This is a genomic window from Gracilibacillus massiliensis (genome assembly GCF_001458115.1).
Taxonomy (GTDB): domain Bacteria; phylum Bacillota; class Bacilli; order Bacillales; family Amphibacillaceae; genus Gracilibacillus; species Gracilibacillus massiliensis.
The window spans coordinates 880,249-897,480 of the sequence record NZ_CZRP01000012.1; the positions used below are offsets into that span (position 1 = coordinate 880,249).

Consider the following 17,232-nt stretch of genomic DNA (forward strand, 5'->3'; position numbering starts at 1 on the left):
GCGTCTACTGTATCAAAAACACCCTCCTATTTGTTTGAAATAGGAGGGTGTTTTTAGTTTGGTAATGCGTCTAGGGCTTGTTTGGCTGCTCGTTGTTCTGCTTCTTTTTTTGTTCTGCCCACACCTTTACCAGCCGTTTTACTGTTAATCGTTACCACAGCAAAAAATTCCCGGTCATGTGCAGGACCTTTTTCATCCACTATCGCATACTCCACTAACTTATTTTTATGTTGTTGTACCGTTTCTTGCAATTGACTTTTATAATCCATCGTATGCGAAAAAGCACCGGTTGTAATTTGAGGATAAACATATTTTGTTAAAAAAGTGATGACTTCTTCATATCCTTGATCCAAATATAATGCACCAATAAAAGCTTCAAAGACATCTGCTAGTAGCGCTGGACGATTGCGACCACCAGTCATTTCCTCCCCCTTACCAAGCAATACAAATTTGCTGAAATCTAATGATTCTGCAAATTTTACTAAGGCAGGTTCACATACAATCGAGGCTCTAAGTTTCGTCAGATCTCCTTCTTCAAGTTCATTATATTCTCGGTAAAGATATTGAGATACTCCTAATTCCAATACCGCATCACCTAAAAACTCTAATCTTTCATTATCCAATAAATTCTTTTTCCGGTGCTCATTCACATAAGATGAATGTGTAAAAGCTTGTCTTAATAATTTTTCATCATCAAAACGTATTCCCAATTCTTTCTGAAACAATGTAAAATCCGTCAAAATATTCACCTACCAACCTGAAATCACTCATTGACATAATTATATAGGAAACTCAGCGTATCGCCAACCCTTATTTGTAATACTTTTTATCTATAAGAAAGGCGCAGAGCGGCCGCATAGAAACGTAGCGACTGGAGCGAATCAACTGAGATAAAGGAATCACGGTGAGCTTGCGAGCCGATGATGACTTTCGCCTGAAGGCATAAGGGCGACTAAGCCTCTGTTTTAACCAATCGGCAAGTCTTCTTTATCGTAGGGCGATTTCGTGAAGTCGCCTAGTTTCTGGCGCTCGGAGCTAGACATGACGCCACTTATATACTTTCTTAGCTACATAAAAGATAACAGAAAAGCCTTACACCAGTAAGACTTTTCTATCTTTAGACAAAAATTATTGGTTGCTGTTTATGTAATTTACAGCATCACCTACTGTAGAAATCTTTTCTGCATCTTCATCAGCAATTTCTAGGTCGAATTCGTCTTCAAGCTCCATAACAAGTTCCACCACATCTAAAGAGTCTGCTTCTAGATCATCTTTAAATGAAGCTTCTAGTGTTACTTTATCCTCATCCACATCAAGACGATCGACAACGATCTGCTTCACTTTTTCAAATGTATCTGCCATTTTTCCGTCACCCCCTTTCAAAGAGTATACCTATCATATTACATAACCATTCCACCGTCTACCTGAATCGTTTGCCCTGTAACATAATTGGATTGCTCAGATGCTAAGAACAACGCTACATTTGCTACATCTTCAGCTTTACCTAATTTATTTAAAGGTATTAATGATAGCATTTGTTCTTTTTGTTCATCCGTTAATTTCTCTGTCATATCTGTTGCGATAAATCCAGGTGCAATCGCATTAACAAGGATATTTCGTACAGCCAATTCTTTAGCTGTTGTTTTAGTTAAGCCAATTACACCTGCTTTAGCTGAAACATAATTTGCTTGACCAGGGTTACCACTAATTCCGACAACCGATGAAAGATTGATAATACGTCCACTTTTTTGTTTCATCATTTGTCTGGAAACTGTTTTTGTACATAAAAACACACCTTTTAGATTGATGTCAATCACATCATCAAAGTCCGCTTCCGTCATGCGCATTAACAAATTATCTTTGGTGATACCAGCATTGTTCACTAAAATGTCTAAGCTTCCAAAGGTTTTGGTAGTTTCTTTCACCATCGCTTTTACGTCACTTTCGTCACTAACATTTGCTTGTATTTTAATAGCTTCTCCGCCATTAGACACGATTTCGTCCACAACAGCTTGAGCTTTATCTTCACTGCCAGCATAATTAACAACGACTTTCGCACCATTTTTTGCAAAAATTAACGCAATTTCGCGTCCAATTCCACGAGATGCTCCTGTGATAAGTGCAACTTGATTATCTAACATTACTCTTCCTCCTTGTACCACTGAATAAATTCATCTAATGACGCTTTATCTTGTACGGCAAAAGTCTTCGTTCTTCTATTCACTTTTTTCACAAGACCTGTAAGCACTTTTCCACTACCAACTTCTACGATAGCGTCTAATGACTCTTCTAGAAGCTGTTCAATGATCTCTTCAAAACGGACTGGTGAATAAAGTTGTTCCACTAACAATTGTTTGATTTCTTCTGCTTCTGTTACTTTTTCAGCTGTTACGTTAGCATAGACCGGTATATCTGAGTTGGACCAGTCAATTCCCTGTACCAACTGATCAAAATCTTCTGCTGCTGGTCTCATTAAACTAGAGTGAAACGGTCCACTTACAGGCAAAGGAAGCACTCTTTTGGCGCCTTTAGATTTTAATTGATCTACTGCTAGGTCAATCGCTGCCTTCGTTCCCGAAATAACGATTTGCCCGGGGCAATTTATGTTTGCAATTTCTAGCACTTCATTTAGTTCTTCTCTTATTTTTTCTAATTCAGATGACAGTGTTTCTTTATCCATTCCTAGAACAGCTGCCATCGAACCTTTGCCTTCCGGGTAGGCAGTCTCCATTAATTTCCCTCGCTCATGCACTAAACGAATTGCATCCTGAAAAGAAATGGCTTTGGCTGCAACTAGTGCACTGTATTCTCCTAAACTATGTCCACTTGTAATGTCTGGATAGATATTATGTTCTGCTAATAAATGTGTAATCGCACTACTAACTAATAACAAAGCTGGTTGTGTGTTTTCCGTTTTTGTTAAAACTTCTTTAGGTCCTTCAAACATTATTGAAGTTAAGTCATAGTCTAATTGTTCATTTGCGGTTTCAAAAAGTTCCTTGACTTGATCAAATTGATCATATAAGTCTTTCCCCATTTCTACTGCCTGAGAACCTTGCCCAGGGTAGATAAATGCTATCTTTTTCAAAATTTATTCCTCCTCAGTTGAAACTTGTAAATGTTTCACTTCTGATTCGATCGTTTCTATTACATTCTTTTCTACAATTTCCATCGTTTGTTTAATTGCACTGAAAATGGCTTGGGCATTAGATGAACCATGTGCTTTCACAACTGGTGCACGAAGTCCAAACAGAGCTGCACCACCATATTCTGAATAATCTAATTGATCCTTCAATCCTCTTAGCTCACTCTTAGCTAGTACTGCCGCTATTTTGGTTTTGGTATTAACCATAAATTTTTCTTTCAACATAGAAAATAGTGTCAAAGCCGTTCCTTCAACTGTTTTCAATGCAATATTTCCACTAAAGCCATCGGTTACTACTACATCTGCAACACCATTCAATAAATCTCTTGCTTCTACATTTCCGACAAAATTGATTGGAAGTTCTTCTAACAAATCAAAAGCTTTTTTCGTTAATTCATTGCCTTTACCATTCTCGGTTCCGACATTTAATAACCCTACTCGTGGATTTTTTATTTTTCGCACGTTCTCCATATAGATAGATCCCATTAAGCCGTATTGTTGTAAATGTTGAGGTTTTGCATCGACATTTGCTCCCACATCCAGTAAAAGAAAACCACTACCATCGACTGTCGGAAGTGTTGGACTTAGTGCAGGGCGATCAATCCCTTTAATTCTACCCACGATAAACAATCCCGCACTCATCAGCGCACCAGTGTTACCAGCTGAAATACAAGCATCTGCTTGATGTGATTTTACCTCGTTTGCCATTAATACTAACGAAGCTTGCTTTTTACGGCGCACTGCTTTTACTGGTTCATCATCACTGGTAATTTTTTCTTCTGTATGAATAATATCGATGGATGCATGATTTTTTGTATATTGTTTTATCTGTTCTTCGTTACCAACTAGCGTAATATGAAGATTATCAAATTGATTCACTGCCTTTAGTGCACCTAATACAATTTCTTTTGGTGCATGGTCTCCACCCATTGCATCGATTGCGATTCTCATTGTTGAATCCCTTCTTTCTCCTCTTTAGATCGAAACATTTCAAAAATACCGGTAAATACTGTTTCATTATCGACATGACTATGTACTTCTACTACGGTGCGATTGTTTATTTCCGTACCAACTACTTTCGCCTTGGCAATGACCCGCTCCCCTTCAACAACTTGTCTAGTAAATTTAATATCCGCATTGGTCGTTAAAGCAAGTTGGTCATTAATAACCGCAACTGCTAAAGAATTGGCTTGGGCAAATAGATGATGCCCTCTAGCAATTTTATTCCGTGAGAAAACATGCTCAGCAGTGATATCTAGAATAGAGATGGCTCGCTGATCTAATTCTAAATCAATTATTTCACCTATTACTTCATCTATTGGTAATGCTTTTACTGTCTCGTTCCACGTGGATGTTGCCACAGATTTAATTCGTTCACGTAATTCTGGAATATTAAGCTCCATGCGATCCAGTCGAATCGTCTGAATACTAACTTTAAAGAGTTTTGCTAACGCATCATCCGTAATAAAGGGTTTTTCCTCTATTGTTTCTTTTAACATGGATTGTCTTTCTTTTTTGTTCCGTTTCAATTTATCCACCGTCCATCTTAGTGCGTCATCTATTTTTTAACTAAAATATTATGACTAGGTACTAATAGTAATATATAATACCATAGCAAATTATGCAAGTGTCTCTAGTTTAATAATTTCGAGTCAATTTTGATTTCGTTGATTAAATAGTCCATTAATCCTTGAAACTCAGGTAATTTCCATTTTTCATTTGCTACTATCTCGATGGCATCGGTTCTTGCTGTTTCTAACGCTCGGTAATCATGAACCAGATCGGCAAGTTTAAATTCTGGTAAACCGCTTTGTTTCACTCCAAAAATATCACCCGGACCTCTCAGTTCTAAATCTCGTTCTGCTAAAACAAAACCATCCGTCGTTTCCGTCATAATTCGCATTCTTTCTTTTCCATTTTCCCCCTTAGGATCTGCTACTAATATACAATAACTTTGCTTATTACCCCTGCCGACTCGACCTCTTAATTGATGAAGTTGTGATAGACCAAAACGATCTGCATCCTGGATCATCATCACAGTCGCATTCGGTACATTGACCCCAACTTCTACCACCGTTGTAGAGACTAAAATCTGTATCTTATTCTCAGAGAAATTAGTCATTACTTCTTCTTTTTCTTCGGTTGTTAATCTACCATGCATCAGTCCAACTGTTGCCTTGCCAATAAGTACTTCCTGAAGCTGATGGAACAGATCCAATGCATTTTGAATGTCTAATTTATCGGACTCTTCAATTAACGGGCAGATCACATATGCTTGTGCTCCCGCTTTTATTTCTTTATAAATAAAATTAACGGTTCTTTCAAACATGTTTTGTTTCACCCAATACGTTTCGATTGGCTTTCGTCCTTTTGGCATCTGATCTATTTTCGACACATCCATATCACCAAAGGCTGTGATAGATAACGTTCTAGGGATTGGTGTAGCAGTCATAAACAAAATATCCGCTAAGATTCCCTTTTCACGTAAAGTGTTTCGTTGTTGTACACCAAAACGATGCTGCTCGTCAATAATAACGTAACCCAACTGAGCAAAATGGACATCGTCTTGAATAAGTGCATGTGTACCAATCACAACATCGCAGTTACCATCTGCAATTTCTGCTAAAATAGCTTTTCGTCTCTTCCCTTTCACTGAACCCGTCAGTCGGCGGATAGTAACATGATCTGGCAAGAATTCTCTTAACGATGCCTCATGCTGTTCTGCTAAAATTTCGGTTGGTACCATAAATGCAACCTGCTTTCCTGCAGTCACAGACCCAAATAAACTGATTACGGCTACAGCGGTTTTTCCTGAACCAACGTCCCCTTGTAACAAACGATTCATTCGATAAGGAGATTTTAAATCCTTGATAATTTCTGATAACGATTTTTGTTGAGCAGACGTTAATGCAAAAGGAAAGGAGTCCATCAATTCTTTTACTTTATGCATATTTATACTCTGAGCATTTCCTTCGGTTTCTTCACGATTACGTTTGCGATAAAGCTGCATTTTGATTTGAAACAGTAATAGTTCTTCATAAATAAATCTTCTTTTCGCATGTTTTAAATGTTCGAATGATGTAGGAAAATGAAGTTGCGTTAATCCTTCGATACGCTCAGGTAATTTATAATTTTTCAAATAAGATGACGGCAAAATTTCAATTATTTGTTCACGGTGGTTGGATAATGCATTTTTAATAATTTTTTGAAATTGTGCATTTTTTATATCTCCTTTTGACGAGTATATCGGCGTTATCGGGCTCGACTCGTCAATACTTCCTTGTTTGTAATTATCAATCGTTATCTGTAATCGATGCTGATCCCATTTTCCGTTCACAGATACCTCTTCACCAGGTATAAAGTGTTTTTTAGCGAAAGCTCGATTAAAAAGCACCCCTTTTACTACCACACCATCTACTCGCAGTGTCACCACAAGCCTAGATTTACGTCTTTGGTAAAACTGGACAGTTGGTTCGTGGATAACTTTTCCAACAATTGTTACTTTTTCGTTATGTATTAATTCATGGAGAGGTTTTTGCTGATAATGATCATATCGGTTAGGGAAGTAATATAGGAGATCTTCTATCGAGCGAATGCCAATTTGATCTAAAACCTCTGCTAATTTAGGACCAACACCATTCACTTCTTGAACTGATGAATCAACCATACATTTCACACTCTCTTTTATTTATAATTCCGTTAGCTTTTCATTATTAAAAGAAAAACACTTGGGACAAATCATCTATCTCCACTTCAAACAAGTACAAAGTTGCGCAGTATTTGGATACTACGCAATAAACTTGATGATAATATTGAAATATTTTCAATGCTGGACAACCGCTCCTGCTGCCCGCTTCCCTTTCCGTGGGGTTTTCTCCTCAGCTAACTTTTCCAAGCAAAGACCACTTAGAAAAGTGGATCTTCGGATAAAACGATCCCACAGGAGTTGAAGCGGGCAGCCTCCGCTAATATAAGATGCTACAATGTATGTTAGAGCTAGCATTTCGACTTTTATGCCCAGATAGATACCTAGCAAAAAGCTCAAGTGATAACTGTCACAAAAGTTGTAAAACAAAATGACAGCGGAGGCCGGCCACGGAGTCTCCTGTGGGGACAGGGCGAGCTGAAGATCCATTTGGTAAAGTGGTCTTCTTTACCAAATTAGCTGAAGCCGTCCCCACGGAAAGCGAAGTGGCCGGCCGGAGCGGTATATTAGTACATTAATTATTTCAAAATTACCAAACCGGTTACTACGGAGTTTCTTCCTAATATGTATAAAAATCCAAACGATATTGAAAGGTATTCGAATAATCGTTTGGATTTCATTCAATATAAATTACTTCTGTTACAATCTCTTTTTTAAGCTTATTCAATCGAGAAGATATAAGAATAAATGGGTTGGTTACCTTGATGAACTTCGACTTCGATATCCTCAAAATTATTTTCTATAAATGCTACAATTTCTTCTTCCTCTTCATCCGAAGTTTCTTCCCCACGTATAACCGTTACAATCTCATCTTCTTCGATGTCAATCATTTCAGTTAACAATTCTTGAATAACATTGATATGACTAGCATTTGTTACTTTAATTTTTCCATCAGCAATACCCATATAATGTCCGTTTTCAATCGTCATACCATCAATTTGCGTATCACGAACAGCATATGTAATTTGTCCAGTTTTTACTTCTTGGCTTGCTTCTGTCATTGTTTGTTTATTTTCGTCTAATGTTACTTCAGGATTATAAGTAAGCATAGCCGACATCCCTTGAGGAATGGTCTTAGTAGGTACAACTGCAACGTTTTCTTCGGCAAGCTCAGCAGCCTGTTCAGCAGCCATCACAATGTTTTTATTATTTGGTAAAATGATGATGTTTTCTGCATTCGTTTCCTTAATAGCATTAGTTAAATCTTGTGTGCTAGGGTTCATTGTTTGTCCACCCTGAATTACAACTGTAGCACCCAAGCTCTTAAATAATTCCGTTAATCCATTACCCATTGCGACGGTAACGACACCAAATTTTTGTTTTTCCTGAGGTTTATCCTCTTTTTTATCGACGATATTCGAATGTTGTTCCCTCATGTTTTCTACTTTTAAATTTATAAAACTCCCAAATCGTTGTCCTAAATTAAAGACGTCGCCAGGATATTCTGCATGAATATGAACTTTGACAATTTCATCATCGGAAACGACTAATAAAGAATCACCATGCTCACTCAGTTCTTCTCTGAATTTCGCCTCATCATAAGGATGATCTTTTAGTTTATCTTCTTCAAAACGAACCATAAACTCCGTACAATAGCCAAACTCAATGTCATCTGTGCTCATATAGTCTTGCGCCAACTTATGGTGCTCCGCATTGACAAGGTCGTTTAAATCCATTGTTTCGTCATGAGAAACTTCTGGTACTTCCTCACCTTTTAACGCTGCTAAAAAACCTTCATAAATTACTACTAAACCTTGTCCACCACTATCAACTACTCCAACTTCTTTAAGAACTGGTAGCAAATCTGGTGTCCTTTTTAACGACTTCTTAGAAGCTTGTACTACTTTTTCAAAGAAGACGATAATATCTTGCTCTTTTTCGGCTATTTTTTTAGCGTCTGCAGCAGTGTCCTTTGCTACTGTAAGAATAGTACCTTCTACAGGTTTCATTACGGCCTTATATGCCGTGTTGACTCCACTATCTAATGCTTTTACAAAACTTTCAATATCAAGTTCTTTTTTATCTTCTAATCCTTTAGCAAAACCTCTAAATAATTGGGATAGAATGACACCCGAATTACCTCTTGCACCCATTAGCAAACCTTTGGCAAAGGCATTTGCTACTGTTGCTACACTATTTTGTTCTACTTTCTTTACTTCATTAGCCCCTGAAGTAATCGATAAGTTCATATTGGTTCCAGTATCCCCATCAGGTACTGGAAAGACATTTAATGCATCAATTCTTTCCGCATTATTTGATAAAGAGTTAGCCCCTGCTAACACCATATTAGCAAACATAGCTCCATTTATATTTTTTTGATTCACTTGCTGCTTCCTCCCTCTACTCCAATTAACAAAAAGTACAATTTGAGTTAATCTTGGATAACTCGAACACCTTGAATGTATATATTAATGGATTTTATTGTTAAACCAAGTGTTTTTTCAAGATTATATTTCACCTGTGATTGCACATTATGTGCTACCTCAGATATTTTTGTTCCATAACTTACAATAATGTACATATCAATATGAACATTTTCTTCATCTTGGCGGACAACCACTCCTTTAGCGAAGTTTTCTTTTCGCAGAATTTCTGCAATCCCGTCTCGCAACTGATTTTTGGAAGCCATTCCGACAATACCGTAACATTCTATCGCAGCACCCCCAGCAATCGTAGCTATGACTTCATTCGTTATTGTTACAAAGCCATCCTCTTTCTTTAATTCAATGGACATCCTACATCCTCCTTTTAAATCAGTAGAAAACTCATTTATAAATACCTAACATTACTTTCATTATATCAGAAATAAACCTATTCCATTATATAATAACATGGCGTAAACTTAAATGTTACAAATTCGCCAAACTAGTTGATAAATATACAATATGTAATATTAATATTTTTGGTTGCAACCATAAAATAATCAATAATTTTTATTTGTTTGTTACCAATTTTGTTACCAAAGCATCTACTAATGCAGTCGGTGCTATTTCTACTTTCTTGCTTCATTTCGTATATTAACGTTCAATACCAATATTACTTTCAAAATCATAATAATTCAAAATTTCACCACTTGAATCCACTTTATAATTAGACCATTTGAGTTCAACACCATATATCTCATCAACAGTTGAGATTGTTTCAAATACGTAAAAGCCTTTGAATGTTTCGGCTTTTTCTGTTAACTCAATATCACCCTTTTTAAATACAGCTACTTCGTCTTTAAATCCTAATTCCTCTCAATTGCTTAAATAAATCTCCATCTGACCAGGATAAGTTTCGAATACATCATGAGATAGGTTTTTCATAGAAATATCAAAACCAATATAATTATTATCGTTATCTGAAGCTAGATATATTTTTTCAAATTTTATGTCTAAACCTTCGAAATTTTGCAGAGTATCTACATTTATCTCATAATCACATAAAGGACTAGTTGTCTTATATTTATCTTTATCTATAGATTGTGTCGGTTCAATATCCTCATCAGCTTCAACCAGATCACTACTATCATTCGAAAAAGCACTTATAAATATTAATAATAAAAACACTGTGTATTTCTTCAAATGAGCCTATCCCCTCTTACAAACATTCTACAATATTTCCAAAAGAAAAAACACCTACAATTAAGTAGATGTTTACTTCATTTCTATTTTAAGTTGCTGTATTTGATCTTTTATAAGTTGTTTAAGTAGACCCTATTGTTGTAGGTTCATTTAATCTTTTCTCATAATACTCTATCGTTTTTTCCAATCGGTATTTTTCATCTGTCATAAATCGAATAAAATGTTCTCGATCTTTTTCTGGGATGTTTTTCGAATCTCTTTCGACCATTCTTATATATTCAGCATCCAACAGAATAACCTCCATTTTTTATGACATATACACTATTTCGACTGAATTGTAAATTTTATTCCAAATATTTGATATTGCATTAATTATTTTATATAACGCGTAATGAGAACGAACGCTCCTATAATTTGAGGTGATAATTATGCGAAACATAACCGATGAAGAATTTCACACTGCGTCCAGGTATCTATTTTTAAGCATGACCATAGAGGTTATCAAGAAAGATTTAAACACAATACGTAATAATAATATTTTCAAGAGAAAAAAGCAGTTGAGGAAAGACGCGAATTAAAGCAACAGATGCATAAGATGCAATTGAAAGTGTTGCAGACAAATAAAGCAGAATTATTTACGGATTATGCTAAGCGTAGAGAGGAAAGACGAAATTATTTTAATCCGGCTATTCGTAAAAAGGTTTTGGTTATTTTGGAAGAGTTGTTTGACGGATATAATATAAAAAAGACAAACATTCCTATAAAGCAATAGAGTTTGTCTTTTTATAATCAAGTATTTTTATTTGATTCAAATTGCATTTTAGCATCAATAAAAAGGATGAATACTTTAAATCCTGTGATAACCATCATTGCGATAAACCAAAGTAAATAAGAACTGTAAACTAAAAATTGACTTTCTAATGAACTACTCCACCATTTAGCGCCAAATAAGACAATAAGCGACATTACTACCAAAAACAACATACTAAGCCATAGTTGTTTTGCTATAGTTTCTGCTACTTTAGAATTCGCTGCTTTATCTGCTAGATCAAGACTCATTCAATCGGCTCCTTTGTTTTTTTCTAAAAAACATTAGGGCGGGTAAAGACTCCCTTTGTACCCTGTACATATTCCTTTTCTGTAACATTCGGTTTGATAGGAATGGACCCAGAGTGTCACCATAAAAAGCTTCAGTAATTGAATTGCGAACTTGATCGCTTATTTTACCATCGACAACTGTGTTTAAATATACTTGTAACGCTCTTGTAGTTGCATTACCCCACTTACCGTCAACTTTCAGATTAGCTTTCTTATCCTTAGGCTTTCCAACAGTTGCATTAGGACCCTTAGCCTTCACTTTCTTTTTCAAATTAAAAATATCAACCAAACCATTTACATGACCTTGAACAATATCATCCTAGAAAAAATCATTTTTCAATCGAACCGCATCATTAGTAACATCAATAAATACGTTCTCCGTTAAAATTGCTTCCATGCTAGATTCACGTACCATATGAAAATTCGCTTTTTTCTTACCTCTGTTTGGCAAGTTGATTTCATTAATAATTGCTTGGTGCATAACATCACGCTTTTTAGCAGTAGATGAATTCTTAGATAATCAGCTCCCCAGCAATTAGCATCATTGGTTCTGCTACTAAGAGATAAAGTTTTATCATTGGTACGACTTAAACGTGTTGAAACACCTTGATATTCACTTAGCTTTTTTCTGATTTTTAAAGAAATAGCAAGCGTTAAATCTTTTTCTTTTAGTTCGTTTCCGATTGCACTGGATCTCTACCGCCAAGACATGGGTCTATATAAATTTTAATCATTCAAAAACCTCTCCTTTTTATTATAACAAGAAAAAGCCCCCTCAATTGAGACGGCTTCTATTTTACTAATCCTTTATCCTTCAATTCTTCTCTTTGTTGCTTGCCTTTTAGAGTAATATAGTTATTCTTAAACCAAGTCCAAACATTCACTACTGTGGTTATTCCTAAAGCAATTGTTTCTTCACTTACCACTGGAATAGCATTTAATCCTACTTGTTCTAACCACACATTAACCCAAACAATTACTAATGAAACAGTCCTTACGACAGTTCCTTTGTCCCTATGTATCACCTCATTTTAAAACAAAATAAACCAACAACTTTAGGGAGCAGTCGGTTTTTAATATCTTTCAATTCATCAATGACATCATCATATTTCTCACTGAATTTTTTCAAGAGGTTTTGCAACCTCATTTCTCTTTCTTGATTAGCTTTCATGACATAAATAAGTAACCAAACAAAAAGTGCTGCAAAGGGTCCGTGAGTTAGAAAATATTGCAGTACATTTTCAATGGTGACCTTCTCCATTCTTCTGACCCCGTGTAGATTTAACATTCTCGTATTATTTTTAGGTATTAAAAAAGCACCTCGTTTTGAGATGCTATTCTTCATTAATATATTTGTTTTTCTCAATTAGTAAGTCTATCAATCCAATCACCTCACTATATGATTTTGATTCTCTTGAATATCTATATGACAATATACAAGCAATAACGACAAATACCCCTAAAACAATAACCATTGAATTACTAAATAAAATAGCACTTACTTTTTTCTCTGGAAGTAAATTTATTAAATTCATTAAAAAAGTCACAACTAATGCAGTTAACGCAATAGTAAGCGAAAAAGTTTTTTCTTTCTCATATTCTGCATTTAATTCAACCTTCAGTTTTTGTAATTCGAATAAAGACATATCTGATATCTTCGTTGAATTTAACCTTCTTGATTTTCGTATAATCTTATCTACTTCAGCTTCTAATTGTCTGATCTCACATTCATATTCTGTCAAAATAATCCCCCCTCCTCCCTATCATACTTCGACAAAAAAGAGGGAATTCCTTCAATTATTTATTGCCCTTTTCTGAAAATTTTCACAACTTCGCAGTTTATTCCAACTTACTATTACCGTTGGTTGAAACCTTTACTAGCTTGATTCATAATATCTTTACGTTGCATTTCGCTTCGTGCAATTGCTATTGCTGATAATTCCTTGGCACCATTTAGTTTTTTCTTAACCATATCTTTTGCATTAACTTTTGCTTCTTCATTCTAAGAATAATCGTCAACAAATTGATGTCTTTCATAATTCATCACAATTCCTTTCCCGTCTTCATTTTGAAAAAAGAAAAGCACACTACACTCTTTACTGAAATCAACCATTATAGAATGTATGAAAATGAACCTCTCATCACTACAGTGACGAGTTTCTAATGTATCAACGTCAAACGATGCTTAACATTAGTGGGCGGGACACGACACCCTCTATCCCCTCGGCAAAAGCGTTAGGGACTACTTTTCTTATGATATTTCCCGCTGCATTCACATCAGCGTGGATGCTCGTGTTCTCTTTGGTCCGATATAACCCTCGTTTTACTCTGTGACCACTAAACCTAACCTTGGCTGGGATACCTTTTTCATAATGGGGCAGCTCATCCATATCCACTAAACTTGCTTTTGATGTGTAGCTTTCTTCTTGTGGGTGCACGTGGATGCCATACGCTTCCGCTTTGTAAGCAATCATACCAATCAGCATCGCATGGGGGAGCGTTTGAAAGTGTTGCTTATCCTGCTTACGAAGGCTCACTTTCTGTTTCCATCCCTTATTCACACCGATAACAATCGTGCTGACTTTGCGAGCCAATGCTAACTGAACGATATGAAAACTTGCTTTATGAAAGGCGTCCTTTAACTTAAAGAAACGTTTTTGGTCGAGTCGCTGCAGTCGTTTACTTTGGAAGGAACCTTCTTGTGGTCCCTTTCCTTGTCGTAAAACACAGTAATAATGGGCACGCTGTTTGTTATAATATTGATTGATACTTTTTACTGCTTGGCCCTTTATAATGACAGGTGAAGAACCTGTATTATCGACGATGGCTGCCAAACAATCCACACCGAGGTCGATACCCATGATATGTTGTTCATCCAGTTCTACGAGTGGTTTCTCTTCCTCTTTCCTTATCACCAATTCGATCGTATATTCGCCATAGGTCGGAACCATTCTTACTTGTTGTAAGGATCCCTTAAGACCTAACTTTCCGATATTCAATCTTTCTTTCGTTTGAGGAAACCGGAGGTATTTATCGTCCTTCACCTTACATACCTGATTGGAAAACACACAAGCTATTCTTCCATTCTTTGGTGCATATTTAGGGGGTTTTGGTCCTCCGGTATATTTGTGTGGGTGGACTTGATAATCTTTCAGGCTGGCAAAATAAGCCTTCCAATTTTGAAACACCTGTCTCATGACTTGTTGGTTGACTTGACCAGGTAATGCCAGATAGTCCGCATTTTCGGACACTTTAAATAAGCTGTCTAAAAAGGCATAAGATGGCCATTTGTGTTGGGCAGATGGATACTCAAATAACACAGCATCTTGGATCTCTTGGCGTTGCTCCCCGGGCTTTTTTAATTCTTTTTGCCGTTTCTTTTCTACTGTTCTTCTTTTGATGGCATTCATTTGTGGAAGGTGTTGGTCGATGAGGTCGAAAACTTCTCGTTGTTGTGGTTGAAGTTTTTTTTCTTCACCAAAGGCAGTGAAAATTTGACGGATGTGAAAGTTGGTGGCATTGTACAGATTTTTCGCTAAAAACGTGAGTTGATCACAATAAGGATAGAGCCGATGCCCTTTTTTAATGCGGATTTGGTGCGTACGGTACACATTCTTCACCTCTTCTTTTAAAGTAGCACCCAACAAACACACACATACGTTCCTTTTTATTATATACCAGAACAAACGATCTGTCAAAACCGTTCACCATTTATCTCATCACTAAAGTAACGAGTTTTCTGGTGAACATTTATAAAGCGTATGTCAAGCATTCCCCACAAACCCACCACCATCAAATAAAAAAAACATGATATACATAAAAACGAAACTGCGAAGTACCAGATTGCAAAATCTCTTCCCGGGAATTCATGTGCTGTTAACGGGAATTGTGGTCTTACCAAAGTATCAATACTTCGCAGTTTGTGTCTAATAGGAATCTTTCATGGGTGAAAGTTGATGTTATTGTTAATTCTAAATTGCAAAATGCTTTGATGTATGATAAATTATATAAGTATGTATTGAGTTAGTGTAGTAGGAGGGAACGAAATTATGGGACGTAAATGTGTTGTAACTGGTCGTAAAACGACTTCAGGAAATAACCGTTCACATGCTATGAATGCAAATAAGCGTAATTGGAAAGCAAACGTACAAAAAGTTAGAATTATGGTTGACGGTAAACCAAAACGTGTGTATGTTTCTGCTCGTGCGCTTAAATCTGGCAAAGTAGAACGTGTTTAATTCGAATAATAATAACTAAGTTGGAAAAAGGCCCCTTCAAGTGAGGAGCCTTTTTCTTATTTCTTTCCAGATCCCAATAATGCACGAATAAAACCACCCAGAAACCGCGGGAGCTTAATTGTATAAAATTTCATCATACCCCTCCTCTTCATCTCCTGAAGAAAACATTCGTTTAAACAAGGATTCTTATATAGCTTATGTGCGACTACCTATATAATTGCATAGCTTTAAAGAATTTCGTGATTGTTTATGATAAGTTTTCCTCCTCCGTACTCTTTATCATTATTAATATGCCAAGATTAAATAAAAAAGTACCATGTTGTTTAATTAGATGATTTGAGATACAACGAGTGCTGCCCCAAGAAATCGTTTCATTAGATAATGGGTAATAAAAACCTTTTAATGTTAAGCCTTGCACTTTAGGGCTGAAAGGTAAGAATGAAATTTGTTGATTTTTATTTGTAGTTACTTGATACGTACCCGGTTTGTACATTGATATCTCATTTTGACAATCAATGATTACTGCTTTCGTATTTCTATCTATTAGTCGATATAGTAATTGGATGTTAGCTAATTCATGATCTAATCTTCCGGCAGTAACACCGAATAATAAAATGGAGTCTGGTTTATAAGTTAGAGCGGTTTCTATTGCTAATTCCAGGTCAGTCTCGTTTTTTTCAACGGGATATTCTTTATAAATGGAAGTGCTTTTTTTGATTTTATTTTTGATATTATCATCGATAGAGTCAAAGTCACCTATTGCTATATCAATCGTTATATTTTGATCTAATAAATAAGATGCTCCTAAATCAGCTCCAATCCAAAGATCTACTTTATCCGTATAGATAGCAAGATCAGCAAGAGCTGCTTGTGGACCACCCGCAACAATTCCAATATTCATTTAAACCAACCTTTCCTACGGTCGTTGCCTACATCTCATTTGGATTTAGATTCACATTAGGAAGAAACTGCGCAATAACCGATGTGTATATATAGCTAAAGTGGTAATTTTGAAATGTATTGTCCGATAAACATCCGCTCCGGCTGCCCACTTTCCTTTCCGTTGGGTTTTCCCTTCAGCTAACTTTTTTAAGCAAAGAACGCTAAAAAAAGTGGATCTTCAGGTAAAACATTCCCACAGGAGTGAAAGTGGACGGCCTTCGCTATAAATGATTCTACAACAATTGTAACAGTTATCAATTTGAGCTTTTTAGAATTGTTAATGTTTTTCGGTAAAGTGATGAGATAGAAGTCATTATTATAACTCTTACTTCCATTGTATAACTTCATCTAGCGTAGGCGTCCGTTTCGACTCCTGGGGGATTAGCATGATCTGAAGATCCACTTTGAAAAGTGACTTTCTTTTCAAAGTTAGCTGAAGAGCATGCCCCCCGGAAAGCGAAACGGGCAAGCCGCAGCGGTTTCCAAGTACAAACATCATGTCAAAATTACCACATCATTTGTTGCACAGTATCCTTA

20 protein-coding genes and 1 pseudogene are annotated in these 17,232 nt (G+C 36.2%); 1 reads left to right on the top strand and 20 read right to left on the bottom strand.

Translation table 11 applies throughout. From position 1 onward, the window contains the following. Positions 1–53: 53 nt before the first annotated feature. From rnc to BN3107_RS11980, 18 genes and pseudogenes are all read right to left on the bottom strand, one after another. On the bottom strand, positions 54–740 hold the full coding sequence (gene rnc, locus BN3107_RS11895) for a ribonuclease III (protein WP_058307846.1): 687 nt from the start codon (positions 738–740) through the stop codon (positions 54–56). Between the two features lie 388 nt (positions 741–1,128). Further along, the gene (gene acpP / locus BN3107_RS11900) at positions 1,129–1,362 is read right to left on the bottom strand and encodes an acyl carrier protein (protein ID WP_058307847.1); all 234 of its coding nucleotides are present in this window, start codon (positions 1,360–1,362) and stop codon (positions 1,129–1,131) included. A gap of 38 nt (positions 1,363–1,400) precedes the next feature. Next, positions 1,401–2,141: a 3-oxoacyl-[acyl-carrier-protein] reductase gene (gene fabG, locus BN3107_RS11905; protein WP_058307848.1), complete on the bottom strand. Its 741-nt coding sequence runs from the start codon at positions 2,139–2,141 to the stop codon at positions 1,401–1,403. After that, positions 2,141–3,088 carry an ACP S-malonyltransferase gene (fabD, locus tag BN3107_RS11910; RefSeq protein WP_058307849.1) on the bottom strand — a complete coding sequence of 316 codons (948 nt, stop codon included), beginning with the start codon at positions 3,086–3,088 and terminating at the stop codon, positions 2,141–2,143. Before fabD ends, fabG begins: the two co-directional genes overlap by 1 nt. Positions 3,089–3,091: 3 nt before the next feature. Continuing rightward, positions 3,092–4,096: a phosphate acyltransferase PlsX gene (plsX, locus tag BN3107_RS11915; protein ID WP_058307850.1), complete on the bottom strand. Its 1,005-nt coding sequence runs from the start codon at positions 4,094–4,096 to the stop codon at positions 3,092–3,094. Continuing rightward, positions 4,093–4,674: a transcription factor FapR gene (fapR, locus tag BN3107_RS11920; RefSeq protein ID WP_058307851.1), complete on the bottom strand. Its 582-nt coding sequence runs from the start codon at positions 4,672–4,674 to the stop codon at positions 4,093–4,095. Before fapR ends, plsX begins: the two co-directional genes overlap by 4 nt. Before the next feature lie 104 nt (positions 4,675–4,778). Then, positions 4,779–6,812 carry an ATP-dependent DNA helicase RecG gene (gene recG, locus BN3107_RS11925; protein WP_058307852.1) on the bottom strand — a complete coding sequence of 678 codons (2,034 nt, stop codon included), beginning with the start codon at positions 6,810–6,812 and terminating at the stop codon, positions 4,779–4,781. Between the two features lie 698 nt (positions 6,813–7,510). Then, positions 7,511–9,175, bottom strand: a complete 1,665-nt coding sequence (locus BN3107_RS11935) for a DAK2 domain-containing protein (protein ID WP_082631289.1) — start codon at positions 9,173–9,175, stop codon at positions 7,511–7,513. A gap of 47 nt (positions 9,176–9,222) precedes the next feature. Next, positions 9,223–9,585 (bottom strand): Asp23/Gls24 family envelope stress response protein, encoded by a 363-nt coding sequence (locus tag BN3107_RS11940; protein WP_058307854.1) that lies wholly within the window; start codon positions 9,583–9,585, stop codon positions 9,223–9,225. Positions 9,586–10,090: 505 nt separating this feature from the next. Beyond that, positions 10,091–10,417, bottom strand: coding sequence for a hypothetical protein (locus BN3107_RS11945; RefSeq protein WP_058307855.1), 327 nt, complete (start codon positions 10,415–10,417; stop codon positions 10,091–10,093). Between the two features lie 121 nt (positions 10,418–10,538). After that, positions 10,539–10,706, bottom strand: coding sequence for a hypothetical protein (locus BN3107_RS19830; RefSeq protein ID WP_156416117.1), 168 nt, complete (start codon positions 10,704–10,706; stop codon positions 10,539–10,541). Positions 10,707–11,206: 500 nt separating this feature from the next. After that, positions 11,207–11,476, bottom strand: a complete 270-nt coding sequence (locus tag BN3107_RS11955) for a hypothetical protein (protein WP_058307856.1) — start codon at positions 11,474–11,476, stop codon at positions 11,207–11,209. A 358-nt stretch (positions 11,477–11,834) separates the two neighbouring features. Continuing rightward, positions 11,835–11,996, bottom strand: coding sequence for an N-acetylmuramoyl-L-alanine amidase (locus BN3107_RS20225; protein ID WP_082631290.1), 162 nt, complete (start codon positions 11,994–11,996; stop codon positions 11,835–11,837). An 83-nt stretch (positions 11,997–12,079) separates the two neighbouring features. After that, positions 12,080–12,199: pseudogene (locus tag BN3107_RS20340) on the bottom strand (N-acetylmuramoyl-L-alanine amidase); the annotation flags it as partial. 107 nt (positions 12,200–12,306) lie between these two features. After that, positions 12,307–12,540, bottom strand: coding sequence for a phage holin (locus tag BN3107_RS11965; RefSeq protein ID WP_077065097.1), 234 nt, complete (start codon positions 12,538–12,540; stop codon positions 12,307–12,309). Next, a complete protein-coding gene (locus BN3107_RS11970; protein ID WP_058307970.1) occupies positions 12,537–12,776 on the bottom strand; it encodes a BhlA/UviB family holin-like peptide in 240 nt (79 codons plus the stop codon). The genes BN3107_RS11965 and BN3107_RS11970 overlap by 4 nt, the downstream gene beginning before the upstream one ends. 73 nt (positions 12,777–12,849) lie before the next feature. Continuing rightward, positions 12,850–13,257 carry a hypothetical protein gene (locus BN3107_RS11975; RefSeq protein WP_058307858.1) on the bottom strand — a complete coding sequence of 136 codons (408 nt, stop codon included), beginning with the start codon at positions 13,255–13,257 and terminating at the stop codon, positions 12,850–12,852. Between the two features lie 432 nt (positions 13,258–13,689). After that, positions 13,690–15,126 (bottom strand): RNA-guided endonuclease InsQ/TnpB family protein, encoded by a 1,437-nt coding sequence (locus BN3107_RS11980; RefSeq protein ID WP_231735300.1) that lies wholly within the window; start codon positions 15,124–15,126, stop codon positions 13,690–13,692. 438 nt (positions 15,127–15,564) lie between these two features. On the opposite strand from BN3107_RS11980, the gene rpmB reads away from it, so the two are divergent. Further along, a complete protein-coding gene (gene rpmB / locus BN3107_RS11985) occupies positions 15,565–15,753 on the top strand; it encodes a 50S ribosomal protein L28 (protein ID WP_058307859.1) in 189 nt (62 codons plus the stop codon). A 56-nt stretch (positions 15,754–15,809) separates the two neighbouring features. On the opposite strand, the gene spoVM is transcribed toward rpmB, so the two are convergent. Both spoVM and BN3107_RS11990 read right to left on the bottom strand, forming a co-directional pair. Beyond that, positions 15,810–15,887 (bottom strand): stage V sporulation protein SpoVM, encoded by a 78-nt coding sequence (gene spoVM, locus BN3107_RS20265; RefSeq protein WP_139251824.1) that lies wholly within the window; start codon positions 15,885–15,887, stop codon positions 15,810–15,812. 113 nt (positions 15,888–16,000) lie between these two features. Then, complete coding sequence (locus BN3107_RS11990) at positions 16,001–16,654, bottom strand: thiamine diphosphokinase (protein ID WP_058307860.1); 654 nt, start codon at positions 16,652–16,654, stop codon at positions 16,001–16,003. Positions 16,655–17,232: the final 578 nt, after the last annotated feature.